The following is a 24,214-nucleotide window of genomic DNA, read 5'->3' as shown; positions in this document are numbered from 1 at the left end:
TGACCTAGATAATATCGATAGTTTTGCCGGATCTTAGGTTTATTCTTTAACCAATTTCGAGCAAAAAAAAAGCCCAATTAAAGAGTCGGGCTAAAAGTCTTTTTGGAAATACACATAAATTAAAACACACAATAAATCTGACTCAGCATTTAATCATTCGTTCCGTTTACTCAACATATTGCCAAAATTAGTCATGGATTTCGCTACTCGGCGGTCACATTAGGCGAGTTTTTTGGGCGAATATATACACAAACTTACCATATTCGAGTCGAACAGGTTAGTATTGTTCATCCGGATCGCGAGGTATGGTACCGCGAAACCATTTATTTGAATCATAGACGAGAGTGACGTATGTCTCGCAAGTTATCTCAATATCCATTTGTTGGTCGTATTTCACTGATACTGTTATTAGTAATGTGGCTTGGTGGGTGCACGACAACGCCCCCTAAAAATATCAGTAATATTTGTGAAATCTTTCTCGAAAAGCGTCATTGGTTTGATACTGCCGAAGATATGAGCGAAAAGTGGGGCGTGCCTATGCATGTGCCTATGGCAATGATGTACCAGGAAAGTTCATTTAGAGCTGATGCGCTACCGCCTAAAGATTATGTGTTTTTTGGTTTGATACCCTGGGGGCGCGTAAGCAGTGCTTATGGCTATTCGCAAGCAAAAACGCCAACTTGGGCGGATTACAAAAGAGAAACGGGAAATGGTTGGGCTGATCGAGAAGACTTTGAAGATGCTATGGATTTTATGGGGTGGTTTATTAGTAAGACTCATAAAATTAACCGTGTATCGAAGTGGGATGCAGAAGCGCAATATCTAAATTATCACGAAGGCTGGGGAGGATATAAGCGTAAGAGTTACCACAAGAAACGTTGGCTGCAAAGAGTCGCTAAAACGGTAAAGTCTCGTTCTTTACGTTACGCAACACAGCTTAAAGGTTGCAGAGAAGAGTTAGAAAAAGGCTGGTTTATGCGTCTGTTTACCTAGGCTGCTCCAGATGAATGTTGCGCATTATTTACCCCTAGAGGCAACATTCAAAATTACTTCTGCTTCAGGCTATATAATAGTCTAGCGTAAAATCAACAGAGGTATATAAGGGCGTGAGCCCATTAAAATTGTTTACTTATTTACCGATTAAATTTGCCAGTAATCGTCAGCTGTTACTAATGTACTGGTTAGTTTTTAGCCTTAATAAGTACTATGGGACAGGTTATATATGGCAGACTCCGACTATGTCCTAGGAATAGTGATGCACTTCTTGGTGCAAATTAGTGCAGAGAGTTCACGCGTTGTTAGTTGAGTACAGCCATAAGTCAGGCCGAGCCTCGTCAGGCCGAGCCTCGTCAGGCCGGAACTGACCGCACTAACATAATATGGAATTAGTACCGCTACTTTCCAAGGCGGGCAGTGCATGACCTATTTTTAATCGCAACCGTGGACTATTTGCTATATCTGCCCCGTGCCTTATTCAAATCACGTTCGTCAATCATTTCTTCCAACACTCGTTGTTCTAGGAACGTTTAAGCTATTATTCATAATAGAAATAACAATTCATATATAATTCTGATGCATGACTGACTCTTGCTTGAGGTATTCTCAAACGCAAAGTGGTGTTTTATCGAACATGTTCATTCGAACATATTTCATAAAAAAACGAAGCTAAGGAGCAGGTACATGTCAGGACATTTCTATTTGAGCGGCGCACAGATTAAACGCGACGATATGATGGATAGAGCGAAGAAACTAGCACATATATTTCGAAGCAAAGGTTTAGCCACAGGGGATGTGGTGGCCATACTCCTTAGAAATGACACCACCTTGTACGAGGTTGTTGAGGCATGTCGTTACGTTGGAGCATATTACGTTACCCTTAACTGGCACAGTACACAGCCAGAGCTGATGCCTATCATTGTCGATAGTGGGGCAAAGGTGTTGGTCGGACACAGCGATTTACTAGCAGGTTTTGTTGAACCATTGCCCAAAAATCTGGCAACCATTGTTATTAAGACCCCTGAAATAATCAAAGAACGCTATTCTGTACAGGATAACGCCGTCACTTCAGTATCATCTAATTGGGAGGACTTTCATCAGTTATTAGCCGATAAAGAGGCTATTAACACGCCACCTCAGCGATTTAGGGGCATGTTTTCATATACCTCCGGTAGTACAGGAAAACCTAAGGGAATTAAGCGTGAATACAATGAACAGAGGCCCGATCCTTACACTGTATTTGCAGGGCTGGCAAAAGCCTTGATGCAACTCGACAATGGTGATCGTTTTTATATCTCGGCACCGCTTTATCACAGCGCACCCCATGCTTTAACACTAAGTTGCTTAGCGGCAGAAAACATTGACGTGTTCATTGAACCAAAGTTTGATCCTGAGCGTTTCTTGGCTGATGTACAAGCGCATAAAATTACCCATACTTACATCGTACCGACTATGATGATTCGCTTATTGAAGCTACCTCAGAGTGTGCGTGACAAGTATGACATATCCAGCTTGCGGTACGCTTTGTCAACGGGATCATCATGGCCCGTTGATGTTAAACAAGGAATGATCGAATGGTTTGGGCCAATCTTTTTTGAATCCTATGGAGCGAGTGAATTAGGATTTATGACCTTAATATCTTCTACAGAGGCAGTGCAGAAGCCTGGTTCCGTGGGTAAAGCGATATCAGGTGGCACTATTATGATACTGGACGATGATATGCAGCCTCTACCCACTGGTGAATCAGGCTCTATATACGTGCATCTTCCTATGTTTGGTCCATTCGAATATACCAACACCGAAGGGACGCTTGATGGTCTGCATTATCAAAACCACACCACCTTAGGTGATGTGGGGTATTTAGATGATGACGGATATCTATTTATTAATGATCGTAAAAAAGACATGATTATTTCGGGAGGAGCAAATATTTTTCCCGCAGAAATCGAAGCCGTGCTCATCGAAATGCCCCAAATAGTTGATTGTGCCATTTTCGGTGTGCCTCATTCCGAGTTTGGCGAAAAGGTGGTTGCTGCTGTTCAGTGTGCTGAGGGGGAAACGGTGTCGATCGAAGACGTGGCTATCTTTTTAGAGGGAAAACTTGCCCGCTTTAAATGGCCTAAGAAACTAGATATACACCAAGCGTTACCCAGAGAAGACAGCGGGAAAATATTTAAGCAACGTTTAAAAGCGTCCTATATTTGATGGCGCCAGTAGTCGTAAACCTATTTACTCTCTCGTAAAAAGGTTTACGGCGCAGGCACACATTTCATCAATATGATTCCGGTCTGCATATATGCCGTCAATTAATAAACGAGCAATGCCGTGCATAGTGCCCCAAGTGACTTGAGCGAGACGAAGGGTGTCCTCTTCGGCGGACATTAAACCTTGTTCCTGCCATTTTTTGGTCATTTCTACTTGGCGTTGAAAACTCGGGTAGGCGATATCACGTAGATCGTTGGTAGCACTGTTTTGTTTCCATATAGTGCGACCAAACATTAAGTCATACATCTCAGGATTCTCAGCCGCATAACCAATGTAGCCTTGAAAAAACTGATGATACTTTTGCTTTGAAGTCATGCCTGTTTGAGAAAAGATGCGTTCTGCATTGTTATGCCAATGTTCAAAGCCTTCTTCGGCAATAGCGCAAAGCAATTCATTTTTATCTTTGAAATGATGGTAGGGGGCGGTACGCGATACCCCGACACGATCTGCAAGCTTACGTAGCGATAAGCCTTCGATTCCGCCGTCGCTGAGCATAGCCTTAGCTGTTTCTAATAAGCTTGAACGCAGATCACCATGATGATAGCTACCCTTGGTTGCAGCTGATTCTTTAATGATTTTTTTAGATGATTTTTTTTGCATGAGCTGGAATTTAGCACATATCTTGACAGCGTCAAAATAAGACTTTATCTTGACGTTGTCTAGTTTGATTGCTGATGGACGTGTAGTCGGTTTGTATTAGTAGGTGACACGTTAATTAGCATCCTTCAATCCGTAACAAATGGAGAATAAAGTGTCTGATTTAGATTTTTCCAAGTTGGAAACCCTGAGTGTCAGTATCGAGCAACATATCGCTCATATCCAATTGTCTCGTCCTGAGGCATTGAACAGCATGATCCCAATTTTTTGGCATGAGTTACCTGCCACTGTTCGTAAAATTGACGAACAGTCAGCTGCCCGTGTAATAGTTATTTCTTCGCAAGGAAAGCATTTTAGTGCTGGTATGGATTTGTCCGTTTTTACACAAATGAGTAAGGACTTTACGGGTGAACCTGCCCGTAGGGGGGAACGTATGCGTCGGATGGTATTAGAACTACAAGACAGTTTTAATGCTCTGGAATCTGTGCGTATGCCAGTGCTTGTTGCTATGCAAGGCGGCGTTATTGGTGGTGCCGTTGACATGGTGTGTGCCGCAGATAGTCGATACTGTACCGCTGATACGTTTTTTACGATTAAAGAAACTGAAATCGGTATGACCGCAGATGTAGGTACCTTGCAACGTTTGCCTCATCTTATTCCACAAGGCTTGGTGCGCGAGTTGGCTTATACCGGTCGTAATATGGGAGCGGTTGAAGCAAAAGAATGTGGTTTGGTTAATCAAGTGTTCGCTGATCAAGCAAGTTTGCTTGAAGGCGTGATGAAAATAGCGGCTCAAATCGCCAGTCATTCACCTCTTGCTGTGGCGGGCTGCAAGGAAATGATTAACTACACCCGAGACCATACCGTCGCGGATGCCCTGAACTATATGGCGACGTGGCAATCAGGCATGTTCCAAATGCCTGATATTCAAGAAGCGATGACGGCAGCCAAAGAGCGCCGTAAGCCTGTCTACGAAGAATTACTTAAAAATATAAGTGGTATGCAGCGTAAATAAGCGCAAAAAACAGAACAATACAGGACCTGAAATATGACAACAGCAACAGCAATAAACGCAGCAGGCGCTAGCGTTTACCCAAATTTACTTAAGCCTCTAGATCTAGGCTTTACTACATTGAAAAACCGTGTGTTGATGGGTTCAATGCATACAGGCCTTGAAGAGGCCCCTAACGGCCATGAGCGCATGGCTGCCTTTTTTGCAGAACGTGCCCGCGGTGGTGTAGGCCTAATCGTAACGGGTGGCATCGGTCCGAACGACGAGGGCGCGACACATCAAAATACCAAACGTTTAAGTAACGATGCTGAAGTCGCTAATCACAAGATGATCACCGATGCAGTGCACAGCGAAGGCGCTAAAATATGTATGCAAATTTTGCATACAGGCCGTTATGCCTACAACCCAAATTTAGTCGCACCTTCTGCTGTTCAAGCACCAATTAATCCATTTAAGCCTAGGGCTTTAGATGATGCTGGTATTGAAAAGCAAATAGAAGATTTTATTTTCACGTCAACTCAGGCACAAAAAGCAGGCTATGACGGCGTTGAAATTATGGGCTCAGAAGGTTACTTCTTAAACCAATTTATTGCCGCGCGTACCAATCAACGTGACGACCAATGGGGTGGAAGTTACGAAAATAGAATTAAACTGCCTTTAGAAGTCGTGCGCCGAGTACGTGAGGCTGTGGGCGAAAAATTCATTATTATCTACCGTTTATCAATGTTAGATTTAGTTGAAGGCGGTTCAACTTACGATGAAGTAGTCGAGCTAGGTAAGGCGATTGAAAAAGCTGGCGCAACAATTATCAATACGGGTATTGGTTGGCATGAAGCGCGTATTCCAACTATTGCCACTAAAGTTCCTCGGGCTGCATTTACCTGGGTAACGGCGAAATTCCGTCAGTCTTTGTCGATTCCAGTGATCACCTCTAATCGTATTAATACACCTGAAGTGGCTGAGCAAGTTTTAGCCCGTGGTGATGCTGACATGGTATCGATGGCGCGACCTTTCTTGGCTGATCCTGATTTTGTGATCAAAGCAATTGAAAACCGCTCTGATGAAATTAATACCTGTATCGGTTGTAACCAAGCCTGCCTTGATCACGTATTTGAAGGCAAGATGACCAGTTGTTTGGTTAATCCTCGTGCCTGCCATGAAACTGAGTTGAGTATTTCACCAACACAGGATCCTAAGCGAATTGCTGTTATTGGTGCGGGTCCTGCTGGTCTTTCTGCGGCTAAAACGGCTGCTGAGCGTGGTCATATAGTGACATTATTTGATTCAACTGATGAACTTGGCGGACAATTTAATATTGCTAAGCAAGTACCCGGCAAAGAAGAATTTTTTGAAACTATTCGTTACTTTAAACGTCAGCTTGAATTGCACAACGTCACGGTGAAATTAAATACGCGCGTTAGCGCCGGTGATTTAAATGATAGCGATTTTGATGAAGTGATTGTGGCAACCGGTATTGAGCCGCGTACGCCACCTATTGAGGGTATTGATCATCCAAAAGTGATGAACTATATCGATGTTATCAAATCACATAAACCCGTTGGTAAGAAGGTGGCAATTATTGGTGCCGGTGGCATCGGATTCGATGTTTCTGAGTTTTTATCACATTCGGGGGAGTCAACAAGTCTAAATATCCCAGCCTTTATGAAAGAGTGGGGTATCGACATGACCTTCTCATCTCGAGGTGGGATTGAAGGCATGAAAGCTCAACCAACTAAATCACCACGAGAAATTTTCTTGTTGCAACGTAAAACCACTAAGGTGGGAGCTGGCCTAGGTAAAACAACAGGCTGGGCACATCGCGTTGGCTTGTTAAGTAAAGGCGTGAGCATGATTGCGGGCTGTGAATACCTTAAAATTGATGATCAGGGCATTCATATTAAAGTTAATGATGAGGTCCAGTTACTAGACGTTGACAATGTCATCATTTGCGCGGGACAAGATCCGTTACGCGAATTAATAGAAGGCCTTACTAAGCCTTATCATTTAATTGGTGGTGCGGATGTCGCAGCTGAACTTGATGCTAAACGTGCAATTGACCAAGGTATGCGCTTAGCTGCACAGTTGTAGTACAAAAATAGAGTACATAATGAAAGCACCCCATTGCTGTTTACAGTAGTGGGGTGCTTTGTTAAGGGCGAAAAAAATTATCGAGACTCGGTATCTTCTAATGCGTTATTTTTAAAATAGTGTTGAGTAAATCCGATAAAGGCCTTTAATCGAGCTGATTGGTGAATTAACTGAGGGTGAATCAAATAAATGGTGAAATCAGGCTGTATTTCGCCATCAAAGAGGGAGGTTAGCTGACCTGCTGCTATTTCCTTATCGACTAAATACTCAGGTACCAAAATTATCCCTTTTCCATGTAGCGCATGATTTTTCAACATTAGGTTGTCGTTTACCGCTATCGGACCATTCACTTCAATTTTCTGTTCTGACAGTGTCCATACTGCCTTTAATGTGCGGCTTAAACATCTGTGTTCAGAAAGCTCCGTAAAGCGCTTTGGAGCGCCTTTTTCAGCAATATATTTTGGGCTTGCACAGCACACGTGCCGATAGTCAAACAACTTTTTGGCGACCATATTTTGTGGGGGTGACTGGGTTGCTCTAAAGGCTAAATCAAAGTCATTTTTTGCTAAGTCATAGGGGGTATAGCTGCAATCTACGCTAAACGTAATACTCGGATACACTTTTTGGAAATCACTGCACAAATCTAGCACGTAGCGTTGTGCAAATTGACTGGGGGCGGTTATCCGCAAGGTGCCTTCGAGTATATCGTTATCATGACGGACCTCACGCTCGAGTTCTAACAGCGAGCTTTTTATTTGATTCATGCCAACGAGTAGTTGGGTGCCTTCTTCTGTTAATGAGACGCTGCGCGTTGAACGAATAAACAAGTGCTTGCCTAAATCTTGCTCTAGCTTGCGGATCTGTTCAGACAAATAGCCTCGGGAAATAGCCAGCACTTGCGCCGCCCGGGTAAAGCTCAATTGATTGGCAACTTCGCTAAATAAAATTAATCGTTCGAATTTTTTATGTTCACGGCTCATTGCATATACTCACAGCTAGTTGAGAGACTTTATATAGAAATATAATTAAGGCTCAAGATATTTTAGTCTTGCATTGTTCGTTATATCAAACAATGTTTTTGCTAACCGTCTCTTTTGCTTTGCCGGTAATTCACTACACTGTGCTCACTTAATATATTACCTTTAAGAGAGCTCGCATGTTCAAACCTTCTTTACCGTTAGCTAATTATTTACCCAATGTGAGCGCACTTGCATATGGCTGCATGGGCCTAGGTGGTACGTGGGATGACGCACCCATCACCAATGTACATATTGAGCAGGCTAATGATTGCGTAAATACAGCATTAGAGTCAGGGATTAACTTCTTCGATCATGCTGATATTTATACGTTGGGCAAAGCCGAGCAGGTGTTTGGTCAGGTGCTAAGGGAGCGCCCTGAATTACGCAAACACATCTATATTCAGTCTAAATGCGGTATTCGTTTTGCGGATGCCAAAGGACCGAAGCGCTATGATTTATCAGCCGATTGGATCAAAGCATCTGTTGAAGGGAGCTTAAAGCGCTTAAATACAGATTATTTGGATGTGCTTATGTTGCACAGACCTGATCCTTTAATGCAACCCGAAGAAATTGCCAATGCATTTACTGAGCTAAAACACGAAGGTAAGGTGCTTCATTTTGGGGTATCTAATATGCAACATCATCAAATAGCCTTTTTACAACAAGCGTTAGATGAGCCGTTAGTCGCGAATCAGATTGAGGCGAGCTTACTCAAGCAAGATTGGGTTGATGAGGGCATTTACGCGGGTAACAGCGAAGGGCGAGATATCAATTTTACCTCAGGCACATTGGAATACTGTCGCCAACAAAAAATGCAGCTGCAAAGTTGGGGGAGTTTAGCCCAAGGCTTGTATTCAGGGCGCGACGTAAAGGGTGAATCGGATGCCGTACAACGTACTAGTAGGTTGGTCGCATCCCTAGCTGATGTCTATAGCACAAGCCCTGAAGCAATAGTGCTCGCTTGGTTAATGCGACACCCTGCGCAGTTGCAACCTGTTATCGGTACCACCGACTGTGCTCGGATCGCGGCGTCTTGCCAAGCAATGAATATTCAGCTCAGTCGCGAGCATTGGTATGCCCTGTATGAAAGTGCTAAAGGCTACGAGTTACCGTAACAAGGTTGTGCTTACTCATTACCAATTGGCATTCAGTAACAGCAATTACCAACAAATAAAAACAAAAGAGCGCTTTAATGGATTTAAATACAGCAACAAACATGATGCAAGCGGCCATAACATCGGCGCGTGCAAACAATCAACACATCGCGATTTGTGTCACTGATAGTCACGGTGAACTGTTGTGCTTCAGTCGTATGGATGATGCCAGCTTACAAGCGGGCGTTTTAGCAAAAACCAAGGCTTATACTGCGGCGCGAGAGCGCCAAAGTACGCGGCAACTTGGCGCTTGGGCGCAGAACACTGGCAAAGACATGGGGTATTGGAATGATCAACTATTTACTGGCATTGCGGGTGGTGTCCCGGTGTTTATCGACACCAAGTGCGTTGGGGCAGTCGGGGTAAGCGGTTTGAGTGAGTTAGAAGACGAGGCGCTCGCTATGTCCGCAATAGAGTGTCAGCATCTCGCTCGATAGCGTGTTGCCGAGGAAGGCACATATAAGAAACATGAAAACCAGGAGAACATCGCATGATGCTAAAACCAACTATTTTACTGCTTTTACTTACCAGCCTTATTTCAAGCTGTGGTTCAGATGGTAATAAGCGAATTGCCGCACCAGTAAAAGACATGAACCCTCATGGTGTTGCAGACACAAGCCCAGCTAACGAAACGTTACCCACTGAAAATTACTTGTTGCGTGATGTACGAGATGATGTTTTCTATTTTGTGATGCCAGACCGTTTCAATAATGGGGATAAAAGCAACGATTACGGCGCTAAAAACGGTGGTATCTCTGCTGGTGGCTTTAACCCTGAGTCAAATCGAGGTTTTCACGGCGGTGATATGCAAGGAATTGAGCAAAAACTAGATTATCTACAAGGCATGGGCGTCACCGCGATTTGGATGACACCCATATTGCGCAACAAAGCCACTCAAAGCGACGGCGTGGCACATCATGGTTATTGGATTGTCGATTTCACTGAAATAGATCCGCATTTTGGCTCAAATGACGATCTTAAAAGCCTAATTGCTGCGGCACACAAAAAAGGCATTAAGGTTTTCTTTGATATTATCACCAACCACACCGCAGATGTCGTGAAATATGAAGAGTGCCATCATGCCAACGGCGATTTTAAGACAGAGAGCCACTGCTTGTATAAGTCTTTGCATCAGCTCGCCGAGGGAGACGATTACACGCCTTTCGTGCCGCTTAACGAGAAAACTGTAAAAGTCCCAGTCTGGCTAAACGATCCGCAATTTTACCACAACCAGGGGGATACCACGTTCAAAGGGGAGAGCTCGTTAAACGGTGATTTCAATGGACTCGATGATTTAGATACCGAAAATCCTAAGGTTTTGCAGGGCATGATCGAAATCTACAAAAATTTGATCAAAGAATTCAAACCTGATGGTTTTAGAATTGATACGGTGCGCCATGTGCGATTGCCGTTTTGGCAAACGTTCAGCCCATCGATAATGGCTTATGCGCAAGAGCAGGGCATACCTAATTTTCATATTTTCGGTGAAGTGTATGATCCAGACCCAGCGCAATTAAGCCGTTTTACCACTGAAGGTAAACTGCCGTCGGTATTGGATTTCGGTTTTCAACAAGCTGCCGCAGACGTCTTCTACCGTAAGCGTAATCCGCAGGCTATCGATGCCTTGTTCGCTCAGGATCATCTATACACTGATGAAGACAGCCAAGCTGATTTACTGATGACGTTTTTAGGCAATCACGATATGGGGCGCACGGGTTATTTTATCGAGCAAGGGGTGCCCGATGCCAATGTACAAGAGAAGTTGCAACGCAGTATTTTGTCACACGCGTTTATGTATTTATCTCGCGGCATACCTGTTGTGTATTACGGAGACGAGCAGGGCTTTACCGGTGACGGTAATGACGTAAATGCTCGCGAAGATATGTTTCCATCTTTGGTTGCTACTGATAACGACAACATCTTACTTGGCAGTGATAAGAGTACTGCGGATGATAACTTTGACCCTCAGCATCCGATTTACCGGGCGCTGAGTGACTTAGCGCAACTAAGATATCAACATGAAGCGTTGCGCCGCGGGCATTATGAGAGTCGGTATTTTAATGATGATTCGATGATGTTTGCATTTGCTCGGAGATTGCCGCAAGGCAAAGAGTATTTGGTGGTATTTAACGCCAGCACCAAAACCACTAGTATTTCCATGGCCGCGCAATCAAACCATTATACAGGACTAGTCGAGGCGACTGAGTTTAACGTTAGCGATAACATGATAAAGGTGACGGTGCCGGCACTTAGCTTCGCTTTGTACCAAGCAAAATAAACGAAAACTACTTTATTTTTATCACAAAAAGCCGCAGATGTTATTGCACAATCAATGCATTAACATCTGCGCGTTAGCTAATTTTTATGACTCAGCGTTCTTTTTTAGCCTGCCAGACGAAGCTTAACAAGGTGACACCTGCAAGAATAAAGCAGTAAAACGAATAGGGAATGATGTCTACCGGCGACAGTGAAAACGTTGCGCCGATAATCAATAACTGCCCGCCATAAGGTATTAACCCTTGCACCACACAGGCGAATATATCGAGTAAGCTTGCGCTGCGCTTGGGTTCAATGCCCCCTTGCTCAGCAAGGGCTTTAGCCGTACTGCCCGCCACGATTATCGACACGGTGTTATTGGCAATACACACGTTTAGCGCACTGATAAGGACTGCGATCCCCAACGAATTACCAATCTTAAGGGGCAAAGATAACGCTCGAATCAGCTTGCTAATGGTTGCTAGCAAAAAGTCAATTCCCCCTTGCTGGCGCATGAGTTCAGAAAGGCCGCCGAGCATCAAAGATAAGATCATGATTTCCTGCATTTGGCCAAAACCACTGTAAACGTCCTGACCGACTGAAACCAGTTCATAGTCAGTCATACTGATACCGATAATTGCGCTAGATAAGATACCAATCACCAGCACTGCGAACACATTTACCCCGGCAACCGCTAACACCAAAATAAGCACATAGGGCAGAGCAAGCCACCCATTTGTGCCTTGAGGGATATTTGCTTCCCCGGATTCGCCTAATATCACCAATAGCACAATCACGATAAACGCAGCGGGTAAGGCCAAATGTAAATTGGCTTTAAATTTATCGCGCATTTCACAACCTTGAGTACGTGTTGCGGCGATTGTGGTATCTGAAATAATCGATAGGTTATCGCCAAATATCGCGCCACTGACCAATACACCTGCCACTAATGCTGGCTCAATCCCTGTGGCTTGGGCCACGCCTAATCCGACAGGGCCAAGGGCTGCAAGGGTACCCATCGATGTGCCCATGGCGGTGGCGATAAACCCCGCAATTAAAAATAACCCCGGCAAGATAAATTGGGCAGGAATAATACTCAGCCCTAAGCTTACTGTGGCATCCACCCCGCCTGTGGCTTTAGCCACGGCAGAAAAAGCGCCCGCTAATAAATAGATAAAACACATGGTAATAATATTGCTGTGACCCGCCCCATCGACGTATCGCGCCATGGTTTGGGTTAGGGTTTCCTTTGACAGCAAAACGGCGAGTATCACCGCAGGCAGTAACGCTGACGGGGAGGGCAACTGATAAAAAGCATACTCCACGCCTTGCGCTTGATAATAAAATCCAACACCCAAAAACAGTACCAAGAAGGTAAGCAGCGGCAACAGCGCAAGTTTAGCGGTAGTTGAATAAGGGTTTAACGAAGGTGTCGGTGTTTGCATAAATTTACCATGGACGTTTAGACGTCCAAAATACTAAACGTCTGAACAGAAATAGCAAGTTAAGTTAGCTTAATGTCCGACATTTGTTCAAGTGCGATAAGGCGGTATGACGCGAGTGCCAAATTGTTCATGAACTTTATTCAATGATTAATCGAATTATACTTAAAGATAATAACCCTAGAACGTTCATTACTGAATATTTTGTCGGCGTAATATATTTCTTATAAGATATTGATTTTAAAAGTTATAATTTAGTTATCAAAGTGAGGGTAGACTAGAAAACAGTTACATTCGATAACACTTTGTGCAGAGGAATTAACAGGCTAATTTACGATCATTTATAGACTTTAGGTTAAGATAGCCGCCATCGAGTTTTGATACTCAACACCACTCTCACACTAGCAAAATTCACTAATAGGAACGTCCATGGACGCTTGGTATCTCATTTGTTTCTTAGGGGCATTAGCTGTCCTTATCGCGTTTACTAATCAATTCGTACTTAAATTGCAAACTACTATTGCTATTACAACGGGCTCGGTGGTGATTTCTTTGTTGCTGATCTTAGCAGTAAAGTTACTGGGGGATGAATCTGCACTGGCACTGGTTAAGGTCGTTAGCGGGTTGGATTTTAATCAGCTTTTACTGAATGGTATGTTGGGTTTCTTACTCTTTGCTGGCGCAATGGAAATAGACCTCCGTGCATTACGCCGTCAACGCTGGGAAATTACTATTTTAGTACTATTTTCCACGGTGGTTTCGACGATTATTGTGGGTTACCTGAGTCAATGGATCTTAGCTGAATTTGGTTGGGAAGTGCCTATCGTTTACTGCCTATTGTTTGGCGCTCTGATTAGCCCAACGGATCCCATTGCGGTTCTCGCTATTATAAAGCAGATGAATGCACCGAAAAATATTTCGATTCAAGTTGAAGGCGAATCTCTGTTTAATGATGGGGTGGGATTAGTCATCTTTTCTACGTTATTTGCGGTGGCCTTTAGTCATGTTGATCCGACATTTGGTAGTGTTGCTGAATTATTCTTAGTGGAGGCTATTGGCGGTATCTTGTTTGGCTTGGTATTGGCCGTAGTGGCGCATTTTCTCATTATTTACAGTACTGATGTCAATATTCGTTTACTCGTAACCTTAACTATTCCCTCAGCAGGATACGCATTAGCCAACCTTATGCATATCTCCGGTCCACTGGCCATGGTCATGTGTGGTATTTTCATTGGTAACGTTACTCGCTCAAAGTCGGCATCGATGTCGCGTATATCCAGCATTCGTTACGTGAAAAATTTTTGGCATGCAACCGACAGTTTTCTCAATGCGTTACTGTTTCTGTTGATTGGAATGCTAATTGTGAGTATGACGCTAACCCTCGACGAGATAGCCATCGGGTTGTGCATGATTCCTGCTGTACTCATTGCTCGATTTATCAGTGTTGGCACGCCATATTTGCTTTTTCGTCGATTTAGACGTTACGATTTGAACTCGGTCCGTATTCTTACTTGGGGTGGCCTGCGAGGAGGGCTAGCACTTGCGATGGCTGCATCGATCCCTAAAGACACGGTGCTTGCTAACGGTCACAACCTGCATAATTTGATGGTTATTGTGACTTATATTGTGGTGATATTTTCGATTGTCATTCAAGGTTTAACGATTTCTCCTTTGATTAAAAAGAGCATCGCAGCGGCTGAAGCTGACGAGTAATATTATCAAAGTGATTGTGATTCAGCGGTTCTTGCAAGGTTTCATTAGACTATCGTATAGCATACTCATTTACCGCATTACTTTAGGCTTCTTAACACCTGTGATGCAGTCGAGAATAAACCTACGCTATGTATCAGCTGATTTATGTGAGTGATTTTGCGAAAGCACTTAACGAACAAGATATGCAAAGCATTCTGTTAAGCGCGCGCCTGTGTAATGAAGACATGGGTATTAGCGGTAAGTTAGTGGCGGTAGCTGGTCATTTCTTTCAAATTATCGAGGGTGACGAAGAACATGTCTGCGTCGTTTTTGATAAAAATAAGCGCGATTGGCGTCACACTAATGTTCGTATCGTTATGACTAAAGATACGAGCATCCGTGAATTTGGCGATTGGTCCATGGGTTTTTCTCTTTTACTAGAAGCCCAGCAGAAAGGGGATGCTGCAACTATCTTAACTAATTTTGCCCAGCGAGATATTTTTGCACGAGAGCATCAGCAGGGGATCCATATGTTACTGAAGCAAGTTTATTGATCATCCCCCTTAGAAATAAAAACGCCTCAGTGGAACATAATTGCGAGGCGTTTTGTTGAATTCCTTAGCTGAGTTCTGGAACTTATTCCTCTGTGACTTGATAAATGGTCACCGTACCACTGACTTCATTACCGACTATCAACAGTGCATTGCCGTTGGGGCTGTCGCCTGCAGCAACGAACTTGATACTCTCGGGACCTAAATCACCAGACTGAGCGACTTCGCTACAATCCATCCCTTCGGCCTCATCACATGGGTTGTCCAAGTCATCGTCTAGCTCAAAGCGGGTGGAAAAATCACGATTGTTATAGTGATCCACAAACGCTACATTAAACGGGTCCGTTACATCGTAGGTAAATAAGTCACCCGAGCGCTCTTGACCGATGAAAGCATACATTCTGCCTTCGATTTTACCCACCGCGATGGCTTCTGGCTCGCCACCTTTATCATCAGAGCGATTATCACCTTTGTTTTCGGTGTGGGCACTATTGAAATTATTGCCCAAAACAGCAGCCGAAATTTTGCCAAAATCATCGCCTGAGTCATAAACCAGATTAATGTTCTGATCCCAGATTGAAAACGAACGCGCTCCGTAGGCATACAGGGCTTCAAATTCACCATTATCATCGGCATTACCTAATGCTGTTGTGATTTTCAAGCGCCCTAAGCCATCCTTGCCACCACTTAAGTCATACGCAGCTTGAAGAGCAGGAGATAGGGTCATGTTTAATTCGTCTTCATCAACAATATCGGCGACCCGGATTTCTTCTGAATAAGCGTTGTAATCACGGGAGTCGCCCTCATTAGCGGATAAAATAAAAGTGGCGTCATTCCACTGATATGAAGCGATGGTATCTGGTTGATACATGCCATAGAGGCCATCCACACTGCTAAATTTAGGAATTTCGTCCTTGTTGGTAAAATCTAGCTGGTATTTGCTCCAGTCTTTAAAGCCAAGCGCTTTCACCTCAATTGTCAAGTCTTCTAAGTTTATAATGCCGATTGCGTTACTTTCTTGCAGCGACACATAAGCTTTTTTGCCATCAGAAGCGTAAGTAATATATTCAGGCTCTAATGCTTGTGCCACCGTCATACCGGCAGGGCCAGCGAATTTGACCCCGGCGGCTTTAAGCAATGCCATGCGCTTCCCGTTACTATCGAAATCCTCTTCATTAAGTGCGTCGCTAGAAAATGTCATATCAGAAGTAAAATTGATTAGTTGCGCGGTATCATTCGGCATGCCAGCTGTGAGCGTAATCATAGACACGCTGCCTTCGGGGTCGACGACATACTCGGTGTCTGGCTCACCTTCATTGGCCACCAGCACATTTGAGCCATCCGGGCTAAAAGCGACCATGTCGGGTAACGCGCCAACACCGACCGCTTTAATGAAACTGCCTTGGCCGGTTGTATCTAAGCGATAAAATAATACTGCCCCGTGGCTAGTTTTCACCGTCGCTTCAACCGCTATTGCAAGTATATCATCGTGGATTGCGATGGAATTTGCTGCGCCCAACGTAATGATTTGTTCTGAGCCATCAGTATTTTTGATTGTCACGGCATCAGCAAAGGTAAATGCACTAGATTGCAGGCTCGCATCAGTAAATGGATTCGCTACGGGCGCTTTGGTAAGGCCTGTTAGATCAATTACCTCTATTTGATTCAGTGCCGAATTAATGGCAAATGCACAGTTTGATGCTTTGTGAAATTGTACAATCTCAGCGGCGCTTTTGCCGAAAATGTCTATACCACCAGCAGCAAAACGACCCACTACTTCAATATTTAATGCTCTGGGAAGGCTTTGGCCGTTGATGCCGTCTGTACCATTAATGCCTGCAGCGCCGTCTTGGCCTTCGTCTCCATCTAGCGCACAGCCAGATAGGCTACAAGCGACCGCGATACTAATTAAACTAAGTCGTAAGATGTGTTTAAGTGGTTTCACAAATGTTCCTTTTTATTTCTTTAAAAGCAGCTGAGCAACATAAAGTCGCTGTGTGACTTTTTAACGACAAAAAAATGAACAAATTATGACGATGGACATAATAGGTAGGTAATCAAAGTACAAAACAGTGAAATGTGTGGAGCAAAGCAAAAAAAGAAGCGCAGGGCTAAACTTTGTTCAAAGTCTCGGTTAAGCGCTTCCGATAAAATTGGACCAAGATAACAACACACTTTTGAAATCTTCCAAACCACAGCCGCTAATAGACTCTTGGTCGTACAATTCGGTGTCTTGGGGAATATCTATCTCTCCCTCTTCGCGAGTAATAGTTGCATAAACCTCGACCTCATCGCGGTTTAACTCCATATTGAATTCTCGTCCGCATAATTCATAGTGCTCAATATCTTTGTTTTCTAGTTGTTTGATCACATTCAAAAGGTGTGCGATTTTATGGTGATCACGACCTAGTTCTTCACTAAACCATAAGCCAAGTGTTTCCGCACCCATATCAAATACCGCCATGGGTTCGGCCCGGTCGTTTCTAATAAATTGATAGTCCATAGGGTAGGGTATCCAAAGTAAAGGGTTAAAAAATGTCGCCTCGTTCTTCGATTTGCGTGAGGTAAACCCGCAAATCAAACTCTAACTGATGATAATTAGGCAGCATGTGCAAACAAAGTTGATAAAAGGCCTTATTGTGGTCTTTCTCTTTTAAATGCGCTAACTCATGTACCACGATCATATTTAGAAAAGGTTCTGGTACACGCTTGAATAGCGTACTGACACGAAGCTCGTTCTTACTTTTAAGTCTCCCGCCTTGCACTCTAGAAACATAGGTGTGCATACCTAAGGCATGATTGACCACATGAATTTTGGGATCAAATGCAACTTTGCTTAAAGGTGACGACTTGCGTAAGAAGCGATTTTTTAACGCCATTACATACTCCCGCAAGGCATTATCGTTACTTACTTCATGCACACTTGGATAGTTCGCATAAATATACTCTTTGAGTTTATCTGCCACTAATAGCTGTTCAATTTTTTCCTGTAAGTGTTCAGGGTATGCTGCTAAGTACTTCATCCCCATAGAATTATTTGTCGCTCGGTTTTTTTGGCTCAGGCCAAACAAAATCTGTCGAGGGTGAGGCCGTTGCTGTGTTTTGCGGTGCTGGCGATCTAGTCTGACTTGTCGAAGGAGATTTAGGTACCGAACGGCGCATCGTATATAGGTAAAGCTCTTCAACTTTGCTGCGTGCCCACGGGGTTTTACGCAAAAATTTTAGACTTGATTTAACACTTGGATCACTGCCGAAACAATTGATTTTAACTTGCTCGTGCATTTGCGCCCAACCTAGTTTTTCAACCAATGTTTCGACGATTTGTTGCAAGGTTAGCCCATGCAAAGGGTTATTTTTCTGAACTGTCATACTGATCACATCTGAAATAAATTGATATTGCGTAAAGTATTTTACGCCTGAAAGCATATTAGATAACAATGCCTTGTGGGGTTGCGACTGAACCCGATGGTTGTTCAGGATAGGTTGCAAGCAAACGTCGTGAGCCCTGTTCATCCACTTGTTCTAATTTAACAGAAAATCCCCACAAATGATGTAAATGCTGAAGGACTTTATGATAGCTGTCAGCCAAAGGAATACCCTGCTGAGGTAGATAGGAAAGAGTGATAGAGCGATCGCCGCTGGCATCAATCTCGTACACCTGAATATTTGGCTCTAAGTTACTCAAGTTATACTGAGCTGACAGCTTTTCTCTGATGGTATGGTAGCTCACTTCGCCATAAATGGCGGATACATCTATAAACGTTTTTTGTTCATCATCTTCGATGGCAAAAAACTTAAAATCATAAATTACATAGATACCCATGTTAACAGAACAGAAATTACACAGACACACGTACAAATTATAGAGACACCCATGGTTACAGCAAATTCAATAATCCTAAACCGATCTAAATCAGACCTCGTTAAATTGAACAGAAATGTGGTTTATTTTACTCACACTCATAACTAACTTTATTCTGATGTTGATGCGGTGATTGGGTTCATTCTGATGAGTCCAACGATGTTTCCTTTAATGATATCGGCGCTGTAATATCACTACCACCTAGTGCTTGATACAGAGTCGCTTGCGCACTGAACTGATTATAACGATTCGCCAATAATGCGACTTCTGCAGTACGCTGATTTTCTTGAGAATCTAACCAAACTTGAATGCTGATAGCACCATTGCGGTACTGACTTGCGTAGATACGCTCAGCAGCAGACGCCGCATCATATTGTTCTCGTAATCTTTGCTCTTGATACTGATAATGTTGTCGTGCTGAAATCCCATTATCGACTTCTTTAAATGCGTTATATAAAGTCTTTCGATAGTTCACCACTGCTGACTCTACTTCGATACTTGCGATCTCCTTATACAGCGCCATCTCATTCCATTGCAAAAACGGTAAGATTAAATTAGCACCCAGTGTACCAATTGGATTACTCAATAAATTTTTCAATTCTGTGGAAGATGTTCCCAGCGAGCCAGATAGGGTTAAGCTCGGTAAATAGCCAGCAAAAGTCGCATCTTTTGAAGCATATGCTGACTTTAGGTCATATAGTGCAGATTTAATATCAGGTCGGCGGATCAATAAGTCAGAAGGGACACCCGCAGCGATGATTGGAATATCACCGTCGGGTAACTTCTCGATTAGAATCGGCATTTCCAATGGCGGCTGGTTATACAAAATGGCTAATGCGTTTTGCGCTTCAATAAGCGCTTGCTGTAATTCACTATTGCTAACCTGTTCGCTAGCCAAGCGACGCTTAGCTTCAAATACGTCCAACTGAGAAACAGAGCCTGATTGATATTGCCGTTCAGTCAGGTCCAGTGTTTGCTGTGCATAGTCGATGCTATTTTGACTCAGTGCTAGACTCTGTTTTAAATAGCCAATTTGCCAATATAAAATGGCCGTTGTAGCCACTAAACTTTGGGCTGTGCTTTCTCTATCTTCGGCACTGGCTAGGCTAGCCCATTTGGCGGCATCTATATCTGCAGAAACACGCCCCCAGAGATCCAACTCATAACTTAATGATAAATTGGTACCATATTCGGTATAGCTACCACCGCCGTCAAACGCTTTTGATTTTGAGCCATTAATGTTCGCTCCTATTTGTGGATAGCTTTCTGTCTCGCTTAATCCTGCTTGCAAACGTGCTGTACGCAAGGTCAACGTGGCCAATGCTAAATCGTTATTGGTTGTTAATACCTGCTCAATTAATTGATTAAGCTCTGGGTTATTAAAACTCTGCCACCAAGGGTCCAATTTAACTTGTTGATTAATACTCACGCTTTGCCAGCTTGCTGGAATAGCAACTTCTGGTGCAACAAATTCAGTCCGTGTGAAGCTACTGCAACCGCTTGCCAGTGATATACAAAGCGCCAGCGGAGAGAGTTTTAGTAGCAAAATTCTTTTTATCATTTTGTTATTCTCTCGTTAAAGCATCAATAGGGTCTAATTGCGCGGCATTATGTGCGGGTAAGAAACCGAATAATATGCCAATCAGCGTAGAGCAAGCGAATGCAGCAACAATTGAAGTGGTTGAATAAATCATTTGAAAACTTCCACCTGTAAAAGCAAAGATTTGACCAATTAAGTAGGCGAGTCCAATGCCGATAATACCGCCACACAAACAAACCAATACGGCTTCGATTAAAAACTGACGCAAAATATCACCTTGCCGAGCACCTACGGCCATACGCACGCCAATTTCTTTCGTTCGCTCGGTGACTGAAACCAACATTATATTCATAACACCAATTCCTCCCACAATAAGTGAGATGACCGCAATAGCTGAAATCAGTAGGGTCATGGTCTGTGTGGTCTGTTCAATGCTTTCACGAATAGTATCGGTATTAATGGTAAAAAAGTCTTTTGTTCCATGACGCATTTCCATTAAAGATATAATCCCTTGCTCCGCAGCATTACTCGATACCGTTTCTTTAACTCTAATGGTAATACTATCTAGATAACGCTGACCGACCATACGACCTGAAACCGTGGTATAAGGTATCCAAACATTTAATGAATCACTACTGCCAAATGCGCTGTTCTTCGCTTTCGTAACGCCAATTATTCGCACGGGTAGGTCATTAAGAAAGATAACTTCACCAATGGCGGATTGCTCTGGGAATAATGATTGTCGGGTATTATCATCAATAACGGCCTCTTGTGCTAAATTTAAAACACTGGTTTCATCCCAGTATTGACCTTCCGCTATTTCATAGCCTTGTACCCGAAAATAGTCTGCCCCTACACCGTTAAAACTGGCAGACACGGCCTGATTGGTATACCGAATAGTACCGGCAGTACTAATAGAAGGCGTTACACTATCTACATAAGACAAGACCTTAAGTGCATCGCTATCTTGTGCTGTTAATGTGCGTACACTAGCCGAGCGCCTATCACCAAAACCCGTTCCAGAACGAACATCAATGGTATTGGTGCCCATGGAGCTAATATTTTCTAGTACCGATTGTTGAGAGCCCGCACCCAGGGCAACAACTGATACCACCGAAGCAATACCAATAATAATACCCAGCATGGTTAAAAACGTACGTACTCGGTGAGATGACATGGCGACAAGCGCCATTTTTAATGCCTCGGTATAGCGATCCCAATTTAGCCAAGAAGTCGTGGGGGATTTAATCTCGGGTAGGGTGTTTTGTTGTTCTGACTTAGCATTTGATTCATCCTTTATAACTGCGCCATCTTTAAGCTCTATAATCCTATCTGCAAAATTGGCTACGTCCATGTCATGGGTAACAAGAATAATGGTATGGCCATCATGATGAAGCTCTTGCAATAACTTCATCATTTCTTTACCACTTTGGCTATCTAGGGCACCTGTTGGTTCGTCGGCTAAAATAACATCGCCGCCATTCATTAATGCTCGGGCTACGCTGACTCGTTGTTGTTGGCCACCACTGAGTTGGCTGGGTTTGTGATCAAGTCGATCTGCTAAGCCCAAACGTGACAACAAACTTTCTGCTCTTTCTCTACGTTCTTTTTTATCTTTTCCCGCATAAATCGCAGGCATTTCAACGTTGCCTACAGCATCAAGGTCGCCCAGTAGGTGATAACGTTGAAAAATAAAACCAAAATGCTCACGTCGCAATTGGGCCAGTTGATCGGCATCCATCATCGACGTATCTTGACCATTAATAAAATAACGTCCTTTAGAGGGTTTATCTAAACAGCCTAAGATATTCATTAGCGTGGATTTACCCGAGCCAGACGTGCCCACGATTGCGACCATTTCTCCGCGATTAATACTAAGATTAATATCGCGCAGAACCGTTAATTCTTGATCTCCGGCGGCAAAGGAGCGGTAAACACCAGACACACTAAGTAGCACTTGTTCGCTCATGGTTAAAACCTCATTGGTATACGACTGCCCATTTTACCACTGGAGTCTGATGAAGGCGCTGCAAGGACAATTTCATCACCGTCTTGCAATCCGTCAGTAATTTCTGCACTGACTTTATTATTGATACCAACACTCACTGTGCGGTATTCAATTTCACCGTTCACTAAAACAGGCACTTTATAACTCGGATTGGTTCCAGAGCTTGTTTGTAATATCTGTGCAGGAACAATCAGTGCATCTTTTGCTTGGCTAAGCACAATAGAAACTTGGGCCGTCATGCCAATTCGCAACACTCCATTGGTATTATCCACATCAAATAGGCCGTTATAATAAATAGCATCAGAATCACTTAAGGTCATGTCGCTATCATCACCATCCATTAACGTTGGCCCCGGCTCAATTGCACGTAATGTTGCGGTATAACGCTTACTGGGCTGACCAAGAATAGTAAAATATACGTCTTGCCCTGGTTTAACTTTAATGACATCGGCTTCGGAAATTTGCGCTTTTACCGTCATTTTTTGCAAATCTGCTAATTCAACAATCGTGGGGGTTGATTGACTAGAGTTAACGGTTTGCCCAACCGTCACCGCGGTATAAACGATAATCCCATCCATTGGTGCTTTGATTGTTGTGTAATCGAGGTCAAGCTGAGCACTTTCAACATTCAGTTGTACTTGTTCTTGTTGCGCTTGCAATTGTTCAAGCTCTGCCTGATAAACTAAAAGAGAAGCCTGTGCCGTTTCATAATCAGCTTGAGAGCTGGCATTATCATCTAACATGGATTTTTGACGGTTAAATTCTAGTTGGGCCTGATTAATTTGTGCTTGCTTTGCTCTATATTCGGCTTTGCTACTCGCCAGTGATGCAAGTGCTTCCTTTAAGCTATTTTGTTGAGTAAGGCTATCGATTTGCGCAATAAGGGTGCCTTTTTCTACCTCTTGACCCAAAGAAACGGGAAGAGTAATAATTTGTCCTGAAACTTGAGCACCAACGCTAACTAGTTTAGAAGCTTGCAACATACCATTTGCCAATACGCTATTTTCGATATCGCCACGCTGGACCTTTTCTGTCGCATAATTTGGCGCGGGCTTACTATTTTGTGAAAAATAAAAAAAAGCGGCTGTCGTTAGTAGAGAAATAGCAACGATTACAACAATCAGTTTATTTCTATTCGTTTTTTTCATGATTTAATAAGGTCCATATTTAAAATACTCACCGTTATCACTCCGGTAGGGTTGAAGCAACAATATCTAAGTTCAATATTAATAGAACAAGGGTTAAGGGTGGGTTAACAAAAGTATATGGGAGGCTATTAATGGTATGATTTGGTCTTGTACTTCATCCCCATAGAATTATTTTTCGCTCGGTTTGTTTGGCTCAGGCCAAACAAAATCTGTCGAGGGTGAGGCCGTTGCTGTGTTTTGTGGTGCTGGCGATCTAGTCTGACTTGTCGAAGGAGATTTAGGTACTGAACGGCGCATCGTATATAGGTAAAGATCTTAAACTTTGCTGCGTGCCCACGGGGTTTTACGCAAAAATTTTAGACTTGATTTAACACTTGGATCACTGCAAAAACAATTGATTTTAACTTGCTCGTGCATTTGCGCCCAACCTAGTTTTTCAACTAATGTTTCGACGATTTGTTGCAAGGTTAGCCCATGCAAAGGGTTATTTTTCTGAACTGTCATACAGATCACATCTGAAATAAATTGATATTGCGTAAAGTATTTTACGCCTGAAAGCATATTAGATAACAATGCCTTGTGGG

20 protein-coding genes and 1 pseudogene are annotated in these 24,214 nt (G+C 43.3%); 9 read left to right on the top strand and 12 right to left on the bottom strand.

What is annotated here, in order from left to right; genetic code table 11:
• Positions 1 to 351 precede the first annotated feature (351 nt).
• Positions 352 to 993 (top strand): hypothetical protein, encoded by a 642-nt coding sequence (locus tag GQS54_RS20475; RefSeq protein WP_205967863.1) that lies wholly within the window; start codon positions 352 to 354, stop codon positions 991 to 993.
• Between the two features lie 687 nt (positions 994 to 1,680).
• A complete protein-coding gene (locus GQS54_RS20470) occupies positions 1,681 to 3,201 on the top strand; it encodes an AMP-binding protein (RefSeq protein ID WP_166425777.1) in 1,521 nt (506 codons plus the stop codon).
• Positions 3,202 to 3,225: 24 nt separating this feature from the next.
• Here the strand turns inward: GQS54_RS20470 and GQS54_RS20465 are convergent, their stop codons facing one another.
• Positions 3,226 to 3,861: a TetR/AcrR family transcriptional regulator gene (locus GQS54_RS20465; RefSeq protein WP_166425776.1), complete on the bottom strand. Its 636-nt coding sequence runs from the start codon at positions 3,859 to 3,861 to the stop codon at positions 3,226 to 3,228.
• Positions 3,862 to 4,012: 151 nt separating this feature from the next.
• On the opposite strand from GQS54_RS20465, the gene GQS54_RS20460 reads away from it, so the two are divergent.
• The gene (locus GQS54_RS20460; RefSeq protein ID WP_166425775.1) at positions 4,013 to 4,873 is read left to right on the top strand and encodes a crotonase/enoyl-CoA hydratase family protein; all 861 of its coding nucleotides are present in this window, start codon (positions 4,013 to 4,015) and stop codon (positions 4,871 to 4,873) included.
• A 33-nt stretch (positions 4,874 to 4,906) separates the two neighbouring features.
• On the top strand, positions 4,907 to 6,958 hold the full coding sequence (locus tag GQS54_RS20455; RefSeq protein ID WP_166425774.1) for an NADPH-dependent 2,4-dienoyl-CoA reductase: 2,052 nt from the start codon (positions 4,907 to 4,909) through the stop codon (positions 6,956 to 6,958).
• A 77-nt stretch (positions 6,959 to 7,035) separates the two neighbouring features.
• Here GQS54_RS20455 and GQS54_RS20450 read toward each other — a convergent pair whose 3' ends face one another.
• Positions 7,036 to 7,938 (bottom strand): LysR family transcriptional regulator, encoded by a 903-nt coding sequence (locus GQS54_RS20450; RefSeq protein ID WP_166425773.1) that lies wholly within the window; start codon positions 7,936 to 7,938, stop codon positions 7,036 to 7,038.
• Between the two features lie 176 nt (positions 7,939 to 8,114).
• Here GQS54_RS20450 and GQS54_RS20445 point away from each other — a divergent pair, with 176 nt between their 5' ends.
• The 3 genes from GQS54_RS20445 to GQS54_RS20435 all read left to right on the top strand — a co-directional run bounded on the left by GQS54_RS20445 (position 8,115) and on the right by GQS54_RS20435 (position 11,409).
• Positions 8,115 to 9,092 carry an aldo/keto reductase gene (locus GQS54_RS20445; RefSeq protein WP_166425772.1) on the top strand — a complete coding sequence of 326 codons (978 nt, stop codon included), beginning with the start codon at positions 8,115 to 8,117 and terminating at the stop codon, positions 9,090 to 9,092.
• Between the two features lie 77 nt (positions 9,093 to 9,169).
• Positions 9,170 to 9,568, top strand: a complete 399-nt coding sequence (locus GQS54_RS20440; RefSeq protein WP_166425771.1) for a heme-binding protein — start codon at positions 9,170 to 9,172, stop codon at positions 9,566 to 9,568.
• Positions 9,569 to 9,621: 53 nt separating this feature from the next.
• Positions 9,622 to 11,409, top strand: coding sequence for an alpha-amylase family glycosyl hydrolase (locus tag GQS54_RS20435; RefSeq protein ID WP_166425770.1), 1,788 nt, complete (start codon positions 9,622 to 9,624; stop codon positions 11,407 to 11,409).
• A 91-nt stretch (positions 11,410 to 11,500) separates the two neighbouring features.
• Here the strand turns inward: GQS54_RS20435 and GQS54_RS20430 are convergent, their stop codons facing one another.
• Positions 11,501 to 12,832: a Na+/H+ antiporter NhaC family protein gene (locus tag GQS54_RS20430; RefSeq protein WP_166425769.1), complete on the bottom strand. Its 1,332-nt coding sequence runs from the start codon at positions 12,830 to 12,832 to the stop codon at positions 11,501 to 11,503.
• Between the two features lie 426 nt (positions 12,833 to 13,258).
• On the opposite strand from GQS54_RS20430, the gene GQS54_RS20425 reads away from it, so the two are divergent.
• Together GQS54_RS20425 and GQS54_RS20420 are read left to right on the top strand one after the other, a co-directional pair.
• Positions 13,259 to 14,542 carry a sodium:proton antiporter gene (locus tag GQS54_RS20425; RefSeq protein ID WP_166425768.1) on the top strand — a complete coding sequence of 428 codons (1,284 nt, stop codon included), beginning with the start codon at positions 13,259 to 13,261 and terminating at the stop codon, positions 14,540 to 14,542.
• Positions 14,543 to 14,670: 128 nt separating this feature from the next.
• The gene (locus GQS54_RS20420) at positions 14,671 to 15,075 is read left to right on the top strand and encodes a BLUF domain-containing protein (RefSeq protein ID WP_166425767.1); all 405 of its coding nucleotides are present in this window, start codon (positions 14,671 to 14,673) and stop codon (positions 15,073 to 15,075) included.
• Positions 15,076 to 15,157: 82 nt separating this feature from the next.
• Here GQS54_RS20420 and GQS54_RS20415 read toward each other — a convergent pair whose 3' ends face one another.
• The 9 genes and pseudogenes from GQS54_RS20415 to GQS54_RS20375 form a co-directional block, all read right to left on the bottom strand.
• Positions 15,158 to 17,017, bottom strand: coding sequence for a choice-of-anchor I family protein (locus GQS54_RS20415; RefSeq protein WP_166425766.1), 1,860 nt, complete (start codon positions 17,015 to 17,017; stop codon positions 15,158 to 15,160).
• Positions 17,018 to 17,206: 189 nt separating this feature from the next.
• Positions 17,207 to 17,575 carry a YacL family protein gene (locus GQS54_RS20410; protein WP_166425765.1) on the bottom strand — a complete coding sequence of 123 codons (369 nt, stop codon included), beginning with the start codon at positions 17,573 to 17,575 and terminating at the stop codon, positions 17,207 to 17,209.
• A 25-nt stretch (positions 17,576 to 17,600) separates the two neighbouring features.
• On the bottom strand, positions 17,601 to 18,095 hold the full coding sequence (locus GQS54_RS20405) for a YgjP-like metallopeptidase domain-containing protein (protein ID WP_166425764.1): 495 nt from the start codon (positions 18,093 to 18,095) through the stop codon (positions 17,601 to 17,603).
• Positions 18,096 to 18,105: 10 nt separating this feature from the next.
• A complete protein-coding gene (locus GQS54_RS20400) occupies positions 18,106 to 18,441 on the bottom strand; it encodes a VF530 family protein (RefSeq protein WP_166425796.1) in 336 nt (111 codons plus the stop codon).
• A gap of 58 nt (positions 18,442 to 18,499) precedes the next feature.
• Positions 18,500 to 18,883: pseudogene (locus GQS54_RS20395) on the bottom strand (SpoVR family protein); the annotation flags it as partial.
• A 190-nt stretch (positions 18,884 to 19,073) separates the two neighbouring features.
• Positions 19,074 to 20,495: an efflux transporter outer membrane subunit gene (locus GQS54_RS20390; protein WP_166425762.1), complete on the bottom strand. Its 1,422-nt coding sequence runs from the start codon at positions 20,493 to 20,495 to the stop codon at positions 19,074 to 19,076.
• A 4-nt stretch (positions 20,496 to 20,499) separates the two neighbouring features.
• The gene (locus GQS54_RS20385) at positions 20,500 to 22,443 is read right to left on the bottom strand and encodes a MacB family efflux pump subunit (protein ID WP_166425761.1); all 1,944 of its coding nucleotides are present in this window, start codon (positions 22,441 to 22,443) and stop codon (positions 20,500 to 20,502) included.
• A 2-nt stretch (positions 22,444 to 22,445) separates the two neighbouring features.
• Positions 22,446 to 23,630 (bottom strand): efflux RND transporter periplasmic adaptor subunit, encoded by a 1,185-nt coding sequence (locus tag GQS54_RS20380; protein WP_166425760.1) that lies wholly within the window; start codon positions 23,628 to 23,630, stop codon positions 22,446 to 22,448.
• Positions 23,631 to 23,945: 315 nt separating this feature from the next.
• Positions 23,946 to 24,214 (bottom strand): VF530 family protein (locus GQS54_RS20375; RefSeq protein WP_240920026.1); only part of this gene is annotated, 269 nt, incomplete at its 5' end.

The organism is Paraglaciecola sp. 20A4, assembly GCF_011378905.1.
Taxonomy (GTDB): Bacteria; Pseudomonadota; Gammaproteobacteria; order Enterobacterales; family Alteromonadaceae; genus Paraglaciecola.
Note: the sequence above shows the minus strand (reverse complement) of the source record. Positions and strands in the feature narration are given on the sequence as shown.